At 69.8% G+C, this 15,118-nt stretch carries 16 protein-coding genes and 1 tRNA gene; 12 read left to right on the forward strand and 5 right to left on the reverse strand.

Going from position 1 to position 15,118, the window contains the following annotated elements:
* Positions 1–36 precede the first annotated feature (36 nt).
* From ACZ4SA_RS14540 to ACZ4SA_RS14580, 9 genes are all read left to right on the forward strand, one after another.
* A complete protein-coding gene (locus tag ACZ4SA_RS14540; RefSeq protein WP_468273860.1) occupies positions 37–2,268 on the forward strand; it encodes a P-loop NTPase family protein in 2,232 nt (743 codons plus the stop codon).
* A 140-nt stretch (positions 2,269–2,408) separates the two neighbouring features.
* Positions 2,409–2,660 (forward strand): hypothetical protein, encoded by a 252-nt coding sequence (locus ACZ4SA_RS14545; protein WP_468273863.1) that lies wholly within the window; start codon positions 2,409–2,411, stop codon positions 2,658–2,660.
* A gap of 163 nt (positions 2,661–2,823) precedes the next feature.
* Positions 2,824–3,015, forward strand: a complete 192-nt coding sequence (locus ACZ4SA_RS14550) for a hypothetical protein (RefSeq protein WP_100109127.1) — start codon at positions 2,824–2,826, stop codon at positions 3,013–3,015.
* A 10-nt stretch (positions 3,016–3,025) separates the two neighbouring features.
* Positions 3,026–3,637, forward strand: coding sequence for a hypothetical protein (locus ACZ4SA_RS14555; RefSeq protein ID WP_468273866.1), 612 nt, complete (start codon positions 3,026–3,028; stop codon positions 3,635–3,637).
* Between the two features lie 2 nt (positions 3,638–3,639).
* Positions 3,640–4,113 carry a hypothetical protein gene (locus tag ACZ4SA_RS14560; protein WP_468273869.1) on the forward strand — a complete coding sequence of 158 codons (474 nt, stop codon included), beginning with the start codon at positions 3,640–3,642 and terminating at the stop codon, positions 4,111–4,113.
* Positions 4,114–4,202: 89 nt separating this feature from the next.
* On the forward strand, positions 4,203–5,099 hold the full coding sequence (locus tag ACZ4SA_RS14565) for a bifunctional DNA primase/polymerase (RefSeq protein ID WP_468273872.1): 897 nt from the start codon (positions 4,203–4,205) through the stop codon (positions 5,097–5,099).
* On the forward strand, positions 5,096–6,265 hold the full coding sequence (locus ACZ4SA_RS14570) for an AAA family ATPase (protein ID WP_468273875.1): 1,170 nt from the start codon (positions 5,096–5,098) through the stop codon (positions 6,263–6,265). The genes ACZ4SA_RS14565 and ACZ4SA_RS14570 overlap by 4 nt, the downstream gene beginning before the upstream one ends.
* Positions 6,262–6,483: a helix-turn-helix domain-containing protein gene (locus ACZ4SA_RS14575; protein ID WP_468273878.1), complete on the forward strand. Its 222-nt coding sequence runs from the start codon at positions 6,262–6,264 to the stop codon at positions 6,481–6,483. Before ACZ4SA_RS14570 ends, ACZ4SA_RS14575 begins: the two co-directional genes overlap by 4 nt.
* Complete coding sequence (locus tag ACZ4SA_RS14580; protein WP_468273880.1) at positions 6,480–7,646, forward strand: site-specific integrase; 1,167 nt, start codon at positions 6,480–6,482, stop codon at positions 7,644–7,646. The genes ACZ4SA_RS14575 and ACZ4SA_RS14580 overlap by 4 nt, the downstream gene beginning before the upstream one ends.
* Before the next feature lie 77 nt (positions 7,647–7,723).
* Here the strand turns inward: ACZ4SA_RS14580 and ACZ4SA_RS14585 are convergent.
* The 4 genes from ACZ4SA_RS14585 to mptB all read right to left on the reverse strand — a co-directional run bounded on the left by ACZ4SA_RS14585 (position 7,724) and on the right by mptB (position 11,557).
* Positions 7,724–7,797 (reverse strand) — tRNA-Pro (locus tag ACZ4SA_RS14585).
* Positions 7,798–7,949: 152 nt separating this feature from the next.
* A complete protein-coding gene (locus ACZ4SA_RS14590; protein ID WP_468273882.1) occupies positions 7,950–8,888 on the reverse strand; it encodes a metallophosphoesterase in 939 nt (312 codons plus the stop codon).
* 21 nt (positions 8,889–8,909) lie between these two features.
* Positions 8,910–10,139: a glycosyltransferase 87 family protein gene (locus ACZ4SA_RS14595; RefSeq protein ID WP_468273885.1), complete on the reverse strand. Its 1,230-nt coding sequence runs from the start codon at positions 10,137–10,139 to the stop codon at positions 8,910–8,912.
* The gene (gene mptB / locus ACZ4SA_RS14600; RefSeq protein WP_468273909.1) at positions 10,136–11,557 is read right to left on the reverse strand and encodes a polyprenol phosphomannose-dependent alpha 1,6 mannosyltransferase MptB; all 1,422 of its coding nucleotides are present in this window, start codon (positions 11,555–11,557) and stop codon (positions 10,136–10,138) included. The genes ACZ4SA_RS14595 and mptB overlap by 4 nt, the downstream gene beginning before the upstream one ends.
* An 848-nt stretch (positions 11,558–12,405) precedes the next feature.
* On the opposite strand from mptB, the gene cutA reads away from it, so the two are divergent.
* Positions 12,406–12,726 carry a divalent-cation tolerance protein CutA gene (cutA, locus tag ACZ4SA_RS14605; protein WP_351975648.1) on the forward strand — a complete coding sequence of 107 codons (321 nt, stop codon included), beginning with the start codon at positions 12,406–12,408 and terminating at the stop codon, positions 12,724–12,726.
* On the opposite strand, the gene ACZ4SA_RS14610 is transcribed toward cutA, so the two are convergent.
* A complete protein-coding gene (locus ACZ4SA_RS14610) occupies positions 12,727–14,049 on the reverse strand; it encodes an XRE family transcriptional regulator (protein ID WP_468273887.1) in 1,323 nt (440 codons plus the stop codon).
* 179 nt (positions 14,050–14,228) lie between these two features.
* Here ACZ4SA_RS14610 and ACZ4SA_RS14615 point away from each other — a divergent pair, with 179 nt between their 5' ends.
* Entirely contained in the window at positions 14,229–14,660 is a 432-nt protein-coding gene (locus ACZ4SA_RS14615) for an ATP-binding protein (protein WP_468273890.1), read from the forward strand.
* Complete coding sequence (locus ACZ4SA_RS14620) at positions 14,660–15,031, forward strand: DUF7848 domain-containing protein (protein ID WP_468273892.1); 372 nt, start codon at positions 14,660–14,662, stop codon at positions 15,029–15,031. Before ACZ4SA_RS14615 ends, ACZ4SA_RS14620 begins: the two co-directional genes overlap by 1 nt.
* The last annotated feature ends 87 nt before the right edge of the window (positions 15,032–15,118 follow it).

Raw genomic sequence — 15,118 nt, forward strand, 5'->3', positions numbered from 1 at the left:
TCGGTCGGGCCCACCCTCCCTTGGAAGGAACTGTCAGTGAAGCACCCCGATGATGAGAACGAACTGTTCAACCGACTCGAAGCCGAGATGAGCGCCGACTCCGGCGCGGATGTGGTCGACCTCGGCAAGGCGCGGTCGGCCCGGTCCGAGTCGGCCGACCGGTCACCCGACGCGTCCGCCGACTCCCGCACCGCCGGGTCGGGCAACCCGCTGCGCGACGCGTCGGCCGACTCGGAGACGGTCCGGGTCGATGCGATGGTGCCGACCGAGTCGGGTCCGGGTCTGCTGGATCGGATCAAGGGCTCCAAGCGGCTGGACGTCATCCCCGTGTGGATGAAGTCCAGCCCGGAGTTCAAGGATGCGGCCGGGTGGATCGCCGGGCATGTCGGCCACACCGTCGCCTTCCACGCAGTCCGTGTCCCGGTGTTGTACGTGCCCAAGCTCGTGGTGCGTGCACCGCGCGGCGTGGTGAACACCCTGTCCAAGGTGGGTCACTGGGCCGTGGACGCGGAGGGCGAGCCGCTGCGCCAGGCGGAAGCCCGGCGGGAGAACTCCGAGCTGTACCTGAAGCTGTCCAAGCAGCGTGACCGCCGCGTCCGGCTCCGGATGCTGCTCACGGCCGTGGGCGGGCTCGGCTCGCTGGTCGGCGTGCTCTACCTCGTCTACGGCGCGCAGCCGTTGACGCAGGTCATCGCCGCCGTCGCAGCGGTGCTCGGGTTCGGCTGGGTCGGGGCGCCGGCGGATGCGCCGCTGTCGACGCGCGCGGTCATCAAGACCGAGGTGCAGAAGCTCACCAGCGACATCGTGGTCAAGGCCATGGCGTCGATCGGGATCGGGCAGATCGCCTCCGCGGTCGCCAAGGGCCAGGACGGCATCAAGTTCGCCTCCCCGATCACCCGCGAAGGACCCGGTTGGCGCGCGGACATCGACCTGCCGCTGGGTGTCACGGTGGCGGACGTGGCCGACCGCCGGGCGCGGCTCGCTTCCGGTCTGCGTCGCCCTCTGGGTTGTGTGTGGCCGGACGCCGACCCGAACGAGCACGAGGGACGGCTCATCCTGTGGGTCGGGGACCGGGACCTGTCCAAGACCGGCATCGTCAAGTGGCAGCTCGCCAACGCCGCGCGGCACGACGTGTTCAAGCGCATCCCGTTCGGGTTGGACCCGCGCGGCCGGGCGCAGGCGGTGCCGCTGATCCAGCACAACGTGCTCATCGGGTCCCTGCCCGGCCAGGGCAAGACCAGCTCCGTGCGCGTCCTCGCCTGCGGCGCGGCCCTCGATCCGTCGGTGGAGCTGTGGCTCCACGAGAACAAGGGGACCGGTGACCTCGACTCCCTCGAATGCGTCTCGCACCGATTCGTCTCCGGCATCGATGACGACTCGGTGAAGTACGCGGCCGACTCGCTCAAGCTGCTGCGCGAAGAGGTCATGCGCCGCGCCAAGGCGATCAAGCACCTGCCGCGGGACCTGTGCCCGGACAAGCGGGTCACCCGGCAGATCGCCGACAAGCGCTCACTCAAGTTGTGGCCGCTGCTCGCCGTGTTCGACGAGTGCCAGAACCTCTTCGCCCACGGCACCTACGGCAAGCAGGCCGGCGAGGATGCCGAGTTCATCATCAAGCTCGGCCGCGCCCTGGGCGTGAGCCTGGTCCTGGCCACGCAGCGCCCCGACAAGGACTCGCTGCCGACCGGGGTCAGCGGCAACGTGTCCATCCGCTTCGCGCTCAAAGTCGCAGGCCAGACCGAGAACGACATGATCCTCGGCACCAGCGCCTACAAGAACGGCGTCCGCGCCACGCAGTTCCGGCCCGAGATCGACGCCGGAAACGGCTACCTCAAGGGCGCCACCACCCTCCCGGTCGTGGTGCGCACCGCTTACCTGGACGACCCGGCCACCAACGCCATCGCCCAACGGGCGCTGGCCCTGCGCAAGGCCGAAGGCACCCTGTCCGGCCGCGCATTGGGCGAGGACACCGAGCAGGCCAAGGGCCCGTCCTACGACCTGCTCGCCGACATCGCCGCCGTCGTGCCCGAGACGGAAGAGCGGGTGTGGAACGAGCGGATCGCGCTGCGCCTGGCGGAGCTGCGGCCGGAGGTCTACGGCGGCTGGAAGGGCGAGAACGTCACATCCGCGCTCAAGCCGCACGGCATCAAGACCCGCGACGTCGCCGGCACCACGGACGACGGAGCCCGCACCACTAGGCGCGGCATCGTCCGCGCCGACCTCACCAAGGCGATTGCGGAGCGTGACCAGAACCGGGGCGCCGCATAGCCCGATCGGGCCGCTACCGGTAGCAGGTTCGCCTGCTACCGGTAGCACCCCCACTAGCGACCCAAACCGGGTCTCATCAGCGATCTAGTGGATAGCACCCCACCTGCACAGACGCCGGAAACCGCCCTGGGAGGGCCCCAATGACCCCCGTCGCCCTTGCTATCGCCTGCCTGTTCGCCGTCACGTTTGGTTACGCCGCCATGTGTGCCGCGGCCCCGTTCGGGCCCTGCCGCAAGTGCCGCGGCTTCGGCTTCGAGACGAAGACCGACCGCAAGGGACAGCTCAAGCGCGGCAAGAACTGCCGCCGCTGCAAGGCCACCGGCCGCCGCATACGCATCGGCCGCTGGGTCTTCAACCGCGCCCAGCGCCTGTACCGCGAAGGCACCCGCTGACGCAGACGCGAAGCGGCCGACGGTGCCCGTCATGAGACGTACCCCGCTCTTTGCAGGAGCTAGGTGGGCGCAACCGTCGGCCAAACCCTCGAGCTTGCCAGCACCCCAGGGTGCCCGCAGCTTACCCAGCCGCCCCGATCCACCGTCAAAGGAGTATCCGGCCATGGCCGTGACCGTCTCGCTCGTCGCCCTCTTCGGGCTCGTCCTGTTCTTCCTTCTGCGCTCCAAGACCCTCGGCTACGGCTCCGCGTTCGTCGCCGCAGCGTTTGGGTTCTTCCTCGCCTCCACCGGCGCGGCCGGGCCCATCTCCCAGCTCACCACCGCTGTCATCGACGCCATCCAGCAGATCAACTGAGAGGGACGCGATGAACCAGCCCATCCTCGTCCGCCATCCACTCGCCCACCTCGCCCCCAAGGCGGCCCCGGCCATCGCCACATCCACCGTGCTCATCCTCGGGCGGATCTGGAACGCCAACGGCGCCGAACACTCCGTCGGCAACGCCACGCTGATGGTGGTGCTCGCCACGGGAGCCGCAGCGGCCGGCGCCTGCGCGTCCGTCGGCCGTTCCGGTGACGGCACCCTCGCCGGAACGTGCTTCGCCGCATCCGGCGGGCTCGCCCTGGCCGGGGTCGCCGGATACACCGACGGCATGTCGCTCCCCCTGCTGCTGTGGGCGCTCGCCACCGCTATCGCCTACGGGCTCGCCGCCCGCTACTGGCGCACCGACCGCCGCAGCACCCTCGCGCACGAGCGACACATGACCGAGAAGCGCGAGGACCACAGCCACACCGAGCGCATCGAAGCCATGCGGTCGCGCACACAGATCGAGGTGGCCCGCGAGGGCGCCGCCTATGCCACCGCGCTCGCCGAGGCCATGACCGCCCGCGCCATGCTCCCCGGCTTCGACCCCCTCGCGGTCAACGACGCCGGACTCCCCGAACTGCCCACCACACACACCGCATCGAAGGAGAACTGACCATGTTCGAGATCCGCATCATTTGCGACCCGGCCGACACCGATCGCGTGACCAAGACCCTCGCTGCAGCATTCGCCACCGGCCCGGTACGCCAGTACCCCACCCGCGAGGGTGAGCTCGCCCGCCTGTACGTCACGGCCGACCACTTCACCGACGGTGACCCGGAGCCGGTCTGGCCGACGCCGGCAGAGGCGTACGTGCTCGCCCCGAGCATCACGAGCGAGATCGGGTGGACGGCCAACGAAGCCATCGGACGGCCGTCGTTCGGCTGGCTCGGGCGGGAGTTCTGGCTCCGCAAGGCCGCGCTCCTGGACCGCATCGCGCTCGCCGATGAGAGCCACGGCGTCGGCAGCGACGCTCCCGAGCTCGCGGACAACGCCGCCCGGCGCGTCATCGAGCTGGACCGCGCGGACACGGTGAGCGACCCGCGCGGCTACGTCCGTCACCAGTATGCCCACTGGGCCAAGACCAAGTAGCAACGCCGCGGCGGCGGGACTCCCCAGCAAGGTCGCCCGCCGCCGCGGTTCTCCCCGCCCATCCGAAGACAGATCAGGAGACCTCCAGGATGCCTCACCCCGAACACCTCGCGCTGCCTCAGGCCGCGCTCGACGCGGCTGCCCGCGGCTGGCACGTCTTCCCGCTCCGGCCCGGCGACAAGCGCCCCGCCATCACGAACTGGGAGGCACGCGCCACCACCGACCCCGACCGCATCGCCCGGTGCTGGGCCCACGCTCCGTACAACATCGGCATCGCCACCGGCCCGTCCCAGCTGGTCGTTGTCGACCTCGACATGCCCAAAGGCCCGGCCGACACCCCGTCGGCCGACTGGGCGCTGCCAGGCGTCACCAACGGCTCGGACGTGCTTGCCGTCCTCTGCGAGCGCCACGGCCAGCCCCTCCCCGATGACACGTTCACCGTCCGGACCTGGAGCGGCGGCACCCACCTGTACTTCACCGCCCCCGAGGGCGATCCGCTGCGCAACACCAGCGGCGACAAGGGCAACGGGCTCGGCTGGAAGATCGACACCCGCGCCCACGGCGGCTACGTCGTCGCCCCCGGCAGCACCTTCACCCATCACCCGTACGAGACCGCGAAGGACGCTCTGGCCGCTCCACTGCCTCTGTGGCTCGCTGAGGCGCTGCGCCCGGCACCGCTTCCGCCGCAGAGGCCGATCGCCGTGGCCATCGCATCTGACCGGCGTGGCAAGTGGCTCCGGGCCGCCGTCAACGGAGAGTTGGAGCGCGTCACCAGCTCACGGGAGGGCGAGCGCAACAAGACGCTCTACGTCGCAGCGATCGCCCTCGGGCAGCTCGTTGCCGGGGGCGAGCTCGGGCAGACCGAGGTGACCGAGTGGCTCACCGCCGCCGCGCTTCAGATCGGCCTGGGCAAGCGGGAAGCCGGCCGCACCATCGACTCCGGTCTGAGGGCCGGGGCGAACAGGCCGCGGAAGGGGGCGGCATGAGCGCGTCCTCGGACCCGATTCCACCGCTCCACCTGTACTCCGTCCCCAGCGACCCGCAAACCGCGCCCGGACCACCTCCGAAGCGGGAGCGACCGCGCACGGCATGGACCGCCGATCAGCTCATGGCCGCGCACTTCCCCGAGCCGAAATGGGCCGTGCCCGGCATCCTCGCCGAAGGCGTCAGCCTGCTCGCTGGCCCCCCGAAAGTGGGCAAGTCCTGGCTGTCCCTCGGGCTCGGCCTCGCCGTCGCCGCAGGGAGCAAGGCGTTCGACTCCGTCCCGGTCCAAGGCGGCCCTGTGCTCTACCTCGCCCTGGAGGACACTCCACGCCGGTTGCAGACCCGCATGGGCAAGCTGCTCGGGGGACAGCAGGCGCCGGCCGGGCTCACGCTCGTGACCGAGTGCCCGCCCTTCCCTCAGGGCGGGGCGGAAGCCATCGCCGCATGGCTGGAGCGCAACCCGGACGCGCGCATGGTCGTCATCGACGTGTTCGCCAAGATGCGCGGCCAGGCCCCGCAAGGCGTGTCCGCATACGACGCTGACTATCACGCCGTGGGCTTCGCCAAGCGGATCGCGGACCACTACGGCATCGCCGTCGTCCTGGTCCACCACGTCCGCAAGGCGGGCTCCGAGGACTTCCTCACCGAGGTCTCGGGCACCAACGGCATTGCCGGAGCCGCGGACGCCACCCTCGTCCTCAAGCGGGCACGCGGTCAGGCCGACGGCATTCTCCACGTGACCGGACGCGACGTGAATGAAGCCGAATACGCCCTGCAGTTCCAGGACGCGTCCGGCGCCTGGCATCTGCTGGACGGGCCGGTCTCCGACCACACAGTCGGTGACACCCGAGCCGCAATCCTCAAGTACGTCCGGGCCAACCCCGGCGCGAAGCCGAAGGACATGACCGTCGCGCTGCCGCACGTCGATGTTGAGACGATCCGGCGCACCTGCTCGCGCATGGCCGCAGACGGGCAGCTCGCCCGAGATGCGGGAGGCCGGTACTTCCCGGACACCGACACCCGGACACAGTCAGCACAAGAGGTGTCCGAGCTGTCCGGGTGTCCGGTTAACCAGTCTGACCTGGGAGAACGGCCCGGACAGTCAGAAATCGAGCTGTCCGGGCTGTCCGGTTCCGAAGACGCATCCCAGCCGAGGAGGACACAGTGACCCTCGCCGCTCCCGAACGAGGCCACCTCGCCGAGCCCCTTCTCTACCGGGTCGCCGATGCCATGCGCGTCCTGAGCATGAGTCGGACCGTCATCTACGACCTGATCCGCACCGGGCGCCTCCGCACGGTCAAGCAGGGCCGAACGCGACTCATCCCAGCATCCGCCATCACGGAGTACGTCGCGCTCCTGGAGCGCGAGGCAGGGGGAGAGCAGTGACCAAGCGCCGTAGCAGGGGAGACGGCGGGCTCTACTGGAGCGAAAGCCGACAGCGGTGGATTGCAGCCGCCAGTCTCGGGTTCGACCCGAGTGGTAAGCGAATCATGAGGCGCGCGAGCGGCAAGACCAAGACCGAGGCGAAGAACAAGCTGAAGGACGTTCTTCGCGACCACGAGGATGGCCTCGCTGTCGCGCCCACGGGCTACACAGTGGAGAATGCGGTGAACGACTGGCTGATGTACGGGCTGGTCGGCAGGGACAAGGCCACGCTGGAGTCCTGCACCATTCTGAGCCGCAAGCACGTGATCCCCTCGCTCGGAGCCAGGAAACTGCGCGACCTGAGCGCGGAAGACGTCGACAAGTGGCTCAGCAGCAAGGCCAAGACGCTCAGCACACGCACCTTGCAGGGCATCCACTCGTGCCTGAACCGTTCGGTGAAACGGGCCATGGCGCGGGACAAGGTCAAGCGCAACGTCGTGGAGCTCTGCTCCATCCCTAACGGGCAGCCCGGCCGGCCCTCAAAGGCACTGACGCTCGCCCAGGCCGAGGCAGTACTCTGTGCCGCCGAAAGAACATCCATGCAGGCGTACATCGTGCTGGCGCTGCTCACTGGAGCCCGTACCGAAGAGCTGCGGGCGCTCACCTGGGACCACGTTTTTCTGAAGGGTGAACCGGAAGCGAGTCCGCCAATCCCGCCGTACATCGCGGTCTGGCGATCGGTGCGTGCCGGCGGGGACACTAAGACGCGGAAGTCGCGCCGAACCCTCGCCCTCCCGGTCCGGTGCGTGGATGCGCTCTGGCAGCAGTTCGAGGACCAGGGCTGGGACCGCGTGGCTGCCGGTGACGACTGGGAGGAGAACGGTCTCGTCTTCGCGTCCGCTGTTGGCAAGGAGCTCGATGCCACCAACGTACGGAGAGCGTTCCGGCAGGCTCTGAGCCAGGCAGAGGGCGTGGACCCCCAGGAGTGGACGCCGCGGGAGCTTCGGCACAGCTTCGTGTCGCTGCTGTCGGACAGCGGCGTGCCGCTGGAAGAGATCTCGCGTCTGGTCGGACACTCCGGAACGGCCGTGACCGAGGAGGTCTACCGCAAGCAGATCCGCCCGGTCATCCAGACCGGAGCGGTCGCGATGGACGGCATCTTCAAGGCCGACCCGAAGCGATAGGCACTCAGTTAGACACTCACACAACAAATCAGGGTACCTACTGAAATCAGTAGGTACCCTGACCTGGTGTTTCTCTGTCGGGGTGGCGGGATTTGAACCCACGACCTCTTCGTCCCGAACGAAGCGCGCTGCCAAGCTGCGCTACACCCCGATGTCGCCGGTGTCCCCGCGACATCGATTACTTTAGCCCACCCGCCGCCGGAGACGAAATCCGGTTTCGGACCGCCCCGGGCGGCCCACAGGCGACGCAGAACCCACGGCGGGGGCGGGGCGGCACGGGGCAGGCGGGCGGACCCGGCGGGGTCAGTCGCGGGGGATCAGGGTCAGGAGGGTCGCCTCCGGAGGGCAGGCGAAGCGGACCGGGGTGTAGCGGTTGGTGCCGCAGCCTGCCGAGACGTGGAGGTAGGAGACGTTCCCCTCGGCACGGTGCGTGGACAGGCCCTTGACGCGGTCCGTGTCCAGGTCGCAGTTGGTGACCAGGGCCCCGTAGAAGGGGATGCACAGCTGGCCGCCGTGGGTGTGGCCCGCGAGGATCAGGGGGTAGCCGTCGGCCGTGAAGGCGTCGAGGCTGCGCAGATAGGGGGCGTGAACGACGGCCAGCGACAGGTCGGCGTCCCGTTCGGGGCCGCCCGCGACCTTCTCGTACCGGTCGCGCTTGATGTGCGGGTCGTCGAGGCCGGTGAAGGCGATCTCGTAGCCGTCGAGCTTCAGCCGGCCGCGGGTGTTTGTCAGGTCCAGCCATCCCGCGGCGTCGAACGCGTCCCGCAGGCCCTCCCACGGGTTGTGGACCGCGCCGACGGCGGGCGCGTTGCCGTTGAGGCCGTGGCGGCCCTGGGCCTTTTCGAGGAGGTAGCGGGCGGGGTTGCGGAGTTTCGGGCCGTAGTAGTCGTTGGAGCCGAAAACGTAGACGCCGGGGATCTCCATCAGCGGGCCCAGCGCGTCCAGCACCTCCGGCACGCCCTCCGGATCGGAGAGGTTGTCGCCGGTGTTGACGACGAAGTCCGGGCGGAGTCCGGCCAGCGACTGCAGCCAGGCCCGTTTCTTGCGCTGGCCGCTGACCATGTGGATGTCGGAGACCTGCAGCACACGCAACGGCCGCATGCCGCGCCGCAGTACCGGCACGGTGACTCGTCGCAGCCGGAACGAGCGGGCCTCGATGCCCCCGGCGTAGACGAGGCCGGCGGCCCCGGCCGCCGTGATTCCTGCGGTGATTTTCAGGGGGAGACCGTAGCGTGCGCGCATGTGCCCATCGTCGCAGACCCGTCACGGCCCGGGCAGCGGCGGGCGGCGGTCACCTGCGGCCGTGGCGCGGAGCGGCAGCGCGAAGAGCAGCCCCAGCGCGATCCACACGTACGTGTTGCCGCCGAGGAAGCCGTCGAGGCCGGACGAGTCCTTGCTCCACAGCCACACGACGCTGCTGCACAGTACGACGGGCAGAGCGACGGCCCAGGTCAGCAGCCTGCGGCGGTCAGGACCGTCGGGCGTGCGGAGGCCGGCGTCGGCGAGCAGCACGAGGGCGGGCACCAGCCAGACCAGATGGTGCACCCAGGTGATCGGGCTGATCAGGCAGGCAAGGATCCCGGTCAGCGCGAAGCCGCCGGTATGGTCCCCGGCCGCTGTCGCCTTGCGTACGCGCACGGCCCATACGGCGAGCAGCACGACCACCCCGAGCGCCCACACCGCGCGGCTCGGCTCGTACGGCTCGGAGACGCGGGCCAGCAGTCCCTGCCACGACTGGTTCGACACATACGCGAGCGAGCCGACCCGGTCGGTGTCCCACAGCGCCTCCGTCCAGTAGACACGGGAGGCGTCCGGCGCGATCCACGCGGCCAGCCCGGTGGCACCGAGTGCGACGGCCGTGGCGGTGGCGGCGGCCCGGGGGCGGCCGGTGAGGAGCAGATGGCCGATGAAGACGGCGGGCGTGAGCTTGATCGCGGCGGCGAGCCCGATGCCGATGCCCGCGTACCGCGACGCGCGGCCGCCGACGGACAGCAGCCGCGCGTCGGCGAGGACGAGCGCCAGAAGCAGCAGGTTGACCTGCCCGAAGCTGACGGTGTCGCGGACCGGTTCCAGGATGGCGAAGGCGCAGCCGGCGAGCGAGAGTGCGTACCAGGGAGTCCAGCCCTGCCGGCGCACGACCGGTCCGGCGGTCCACCACAGGATCACGGCCGCGGCCGCCCCGTTGAGGAGCAGAGCGAACGCGACCGCGCTCTGCCAGTCGATCAGCCCCATCGGCAGCATGCAGACGGCGGCGAAGGGTGGGTACGTGAAGCCGTAGTGGCTGCCCGGTACCAGGTAGTCGTAGATGGCGCCACCGCCCATCCAGTGGTGGACGGTCCCGTAGTAGACGCCGAGGTCGAACCAGTTCCGGTGAAGCGGGGCCGTCGTGAGGAAGACCAGCACGGCGGTCGCAAGCGCGGCGACGCGGAGCAGGCGTCCCCGCGTGGTCACCGGCCGCCGCCATGTGGCCTCCGTCGTCTCCAGCTGTGTCATGCGGTACTCCCAACGAGCCGGTGTGCAAAGCGATGTACGCCCCACAGCGCCGTCACCGCCAGCAGCCCGCCACCGACGGCGAGCGCCAACTGCGTGGCGTCGGGGGCGAATCCACTGGGCAGTACGGCGAGGGCGAGTACGCCGCTCGCCGCGGCGGCGGTACGCCGCAGGGGCCTGCCCGGCCCTGCGGCAGCGATCAAGAACAAGCCCCACATCATGTACCAGGGGCGGATCGCGGGCCCAAGCACAGCCACCGCCATCAGACTGAGTCCGAGCGCGTGGACCGGGCGTTGCAGATGGTGGCGACGCCAGGCGAGCAGCACGGCAAGGGCGGTCGCTGCCAGACCGAGCAGATGCCAGGCAGGGGTGGCGAGTCGGGCGAGGTCGGCGAGCCCGGTGCCGTTCATCAGGGCGGCGGTCGCCCGGCCGAGGCTGGACGTGAGGGACCAGTTCTCCGGGGATACGGGTGTGTCGAGGGCGGCGAGCCACCCGTAACCGGTGCCCACGAGGGTGGTCGTCGCCGCGGTGGTGGTTGCGCACACACCGAGCACGGCGAGCGCTGCGGACAGGCGCGGCGCCCGCGCCCATGGTGTGTGCCGAGCCCACACCACGACGACGGCGACGAGCCCCAGCGCGGCGGGCGCCTTCACCAACGCGGCCAGGGTGATCAGTACGACGGCCGCGACCGGCCTGCGGCCGAGGGCGGCGACGAGACCCGCGCCCAGCAGGCCGAGCATGAGCGCGTCGTTGTGGGCGCCGCTCACGAGGTGCAGCAGGACCAGCGGGTTGAGCGCCCCCATCCAGAGCGCCAGTGTCGGGTCGGTGTCGCAGTGATGGGCCAGCCGGGGCAGGCAGAGGGCCATCAGCACCACGCCGAGCAGCGCGACCAGCCGCATGCCGAGCACCCCCGAGGACACCTGGTCCGCCGAGACCGCCGAGACCGCCGAGACCGCCGAGACCGCCGGGAGGTCCGCCGAGAGGGGCGGCGAGTGCGCCACCGCCGAGGCGAAAGCCAGGAAGACCGGGCCGTACGGGGCGGGGGTGTCCCGCCACAGCGGTGCGACCTCGGCGGCGAGCGGGCCGCCCAACTGCGAGGGGCCGTGGACGTACACGTCGAGCCGGGCGTCGACCATCGCGCCCTGGGCCAGGTAGCTGTAGACGTCGCGGCTGAACAGCGGCGGCGCCACCACCAGCGGTGCCGCCCACAGCGCGAGCGTCACCAGCAGATCGCGACGCTCCGGCGGCCGGGAACCGCGCACGGCCCGGCCCACCAGGAGCCAGGCCGTTATCAGGACGACGAGTCCGAAGTACGCGGCTACGAGCCCGATCGCGGCCGGCCCCGAGCTGGGGGCGAGTATCTCCCGCACTGGCAGCGCCCCGGCGCTCACGCCGCCGGCCGCGAGGGCCGTCGAGCCCATGAGCCCGAGCAGCCGGCAGTGGCGGAAGTCGATGGCTGTCTTGCCGAGGATGCCGCGGACAGCCCGGCCGACGGCCGTGGCGAAGACGCCGCCGACGACCCGGCCGATACCCCGGCCGACGACTCTGGCGACCGCTGGGCCGAAGGCCCGGTCGACGGGGAGACGGACGGACGGAGGGCGCGACACCTGCGCAGGCTGTCAACGGGCGGTGTCCGAAAGGCGACGCCACGGTCGCCACTGGGGGGCGGTCGCGTGTCCGCGGCCTTACGAGCCGCGGTTCCGACACGGTGGCGTGGCCGGCCGTGGCGCAACGGGCGGAGGCGGTCAGGGCCGGCGGGCCTGCGGTAACCACGGCGGCAGTCCGGTGACCGGCGGCGGCGCCGTCATGAGCCGACGAACGCGGGTGGTGGCCCCGCGCGCTTGCGCTGGCGACAGCGGCGGCAGCGCCCCCGGCCCGGCGGCGGCCCGGCGGCGACCGCGCGGCGGTAGCGCCGGTGACCGGCAGCGGGAGGGCCGGCGTTGGCGCGGGGTCAAGTCAGCGTGAGGCGGTGACCACGGTCGCCCCGCCCGGCGGCATCTACCGTGGCCGCGCCTGCCGCGCCTGCCGCGGCGCTGGGGACAGCTGCGCCATCACTGCGTCACTCACCGCGCGGCGCCCCACGCCCCGCCCCGCGACGCCGCGCGAAATGCGCGGGCGCTTCCGTCCGCGCACCTGACACACTTGGCCGCATGACCACAGTCAAGGCTTCTTCATAGCCTCTTGGGTCCGGATGCAGCCACAGGGGTTCTGAGCTGGACACATCGTGGCCCCTGGTTGGTGGGTCGCGGTCCGCCCTAGGCTCTCGTCCATGACTGAGTGCGTGCAGGTGTACACAGCGACGGAAAGCCGTGAGTCGGCGGTAGCACTGGCCAAGGGTGCAACAGAGGTACGTCTGGCCGCGGGTGCGCAGGTGGTCGGCCCTGTCACCTCGCTCTTCTGGCATCTGGGTGAGTTCGGTGAGGGCGAGGAGTGGCAGGTGATCTTCAAGACGACGGCGGCTCGGTACCCCGATCTTGAAGCGCATCTGCTGGAGCACCACCCGTGGGACAACCCCGAGATCAATGCGGTGCCCATCGTGTCGGGCTCTGCGGCCGGCCTGGACTGGATCGCCCGCAGCGTTGCTGAGTGATCACATAGCCGCGCGATCCATGAGTTCGGCGACCGGCGCGATCGTCCGGTGCGGCTGAAGCCTCACCAGGAACTCGTTCGCGCGCTGCTGCGGCCGGACAGAGCCGATTCCGGCTGACAGATCCATGGCCCTGGTGATCACTGCTGCCGACTGCTCGACTTCTCCGGCGTCCAGGTACGCGTGCGCGAGCCAGGTGAGGTACAGAGACTTGTCGCGGGCGTGGGCATCGTTGAAGTCGGCCAGGGCTGCTTCGAGGGCGGGAACGGCTCGTAGCGGCCGGCGCAGCTCGGTCCAGCAGCGGCCCTTCATGATCTGGAGTTCGCGAGTGTCGACCCACGACGCCCAGTCGGGCCCGGGGCGGTCACTGCCGCTTCCTGTCAATGCCTCTTCAGCCTGGCCGAGCGCCTGCTCGGTCTCCTTGGCCTGGCCTGCTTTGGCATGGGCCCAGGCGCGGCGTTCAAAGAGGAGGGCCCGGACAGTCGGGGGTGCGTCCGCGCTGGCAGTCTCACAGGATGCGGCGGCGGTCGCTACGCCGGAAGTGCCCGTGCTGACCTGCTGGTAGGCGAGAAACGCGAGGGAGTTGCCTGCCAGCGCCGCGTCTTGCGCCTCGGTAGCTGCCTGAAAGGCCTTCTCGTAAAGGGCCGACGCCTCGGTCTGTCGTCCTGCGTCGAATGCAGCCCAGCCGGCTTGCTGTGCCTGCTCCGCCACCAGACTGAGGAGCTGCCGACCGGTGGTCTCCGTGTACGAGGCGTTGCGCACCAGGTTCAGCGTGGTACCGAGCTCGGCGCGGTAGATGTGCCGGGTGTCGGTTCCGCCGAGTACGTCATCGAGGCTTCGCAGACGGGTCGTACGCCGCTGAAGGTGCTGCACCTGGCGGGGCCCGATGCGGCCGACCGTGGCTCCTGGCGTCATGGTCGCACCGGTGGCGATGCCGATGGAAGCTGCGAGGAACCTCCTGCGCTGCACTTCGTCTCCTTCGAGATCGACCGTTCCCAGATCATTGGACTCGGGAACGTTCGCAATTCCTGGGGCGACAGTCGCGAGGGGAGAGATCAGCTCCGGGCGGCCTGAAGCCGTGGGCGTTGATGCCTCCTCCCATGGGCGCGGTGCCATCCCGATCATGTGGCCGGGGATGCCCAGGGCGTCGGCGATATACGCGATCTTCTCGTAGGTGGTGATCGCGCCGTCGCCTCGCGCCAGCTTCCCCACTCGCTCCGGCTTGATGTCGCACGCGTCGGCGATCTTGAGGAAGCTGACTCCGCCCCACTGCCGGGCCAGCTTGAAGACCTGTCCGAAGTCGTGCCGCTTCAGCGCGGCCTGCACATCGGCTCGGTCAAGGACATAGGCGGGTAAGGCCGTTGGTGAGAGGTCTCCTGACACGCGCTTCCCCGAATCTGCCTGGGCACAAGGAATATCAGTGATTCTCCGCGCGGAGTGTACCCATCATGGGTACCCCCATCGCCGGGAATCGAAAGGGCGTTGAGTTCTCCATCCTCTGAGGCATGCAGGAGCAACAGGATGCGCTGAACGGCCGGGAGAGGGTGTGCCGATGGGCTCGCCACCCTCGCTGCGTCGGCCTGGCCCGCGTCGAGCTACGCAAAGCGCTTGCCGCCTGGGGCCTGGCAGAGATGGAGGACACGGCTCTGGTCGTGCTCTCGGAACTCGTCACCAACGCTGTCCGGCATGCGCACGTTTCGCCGGATCGGGCGATCGAAACCCGTTTCCAACATGCCGGCGATGACCTTCGCATCGAGGTCCGTGACAGCTCTGACGTCCGGCCTCGCCAGTATGCCGCTGCCAGTGACTCCGAGTGTGGCCGAGGACTCGTCCTGGTCGGCGTGCTCGCGGACAAGTGGGGCGTCAGCGAACGCGGCGGCGTCGGAAAGTCCGTATGGGCTCTCATGTCGGTGTCGTCTCAGGACGGAGACAGCTGATGGACGGCACTCAGAGATCAACGGGACATGGTGCATCGGACTGCGAGTCGGTGACACCACATGCAGTGATGCGGTTCGCCGACTGGACGTTGAGCACAGACAAGCAAGGCAGCGGACCGGTCTACGAGGCCGAGTGCACGACGTGCGGCGTGTCCTCCGGCGCAACGGATAGCAAGGACGAGCCGGAGCTGTGGTGCTTGCGGCACGCGGGTGCGCTCGGGCACACCGGTTTCCGAGGGATCACTACGGCGTTCTTCCGTGCCGCTCTGGTCAACACCCGAAGTGGTGGTGCGGACTCAGCCTCGATCCACCGCGTAGCGGCCGAGCTGTGGATGGAGAAACAGGAAGAGGTGCCCGCTGACCTGGGATGATGGGAGTTCCTACGCTTCCATCAGACCCGAGCAAGAGGGCACCTCGTAAGTGAAATCGTCCCACAGTCCGGCAGCGACCTTCGCTGC

The organism is Streptomyces sp. NPDC027962 (assembly GCF_055566095.1).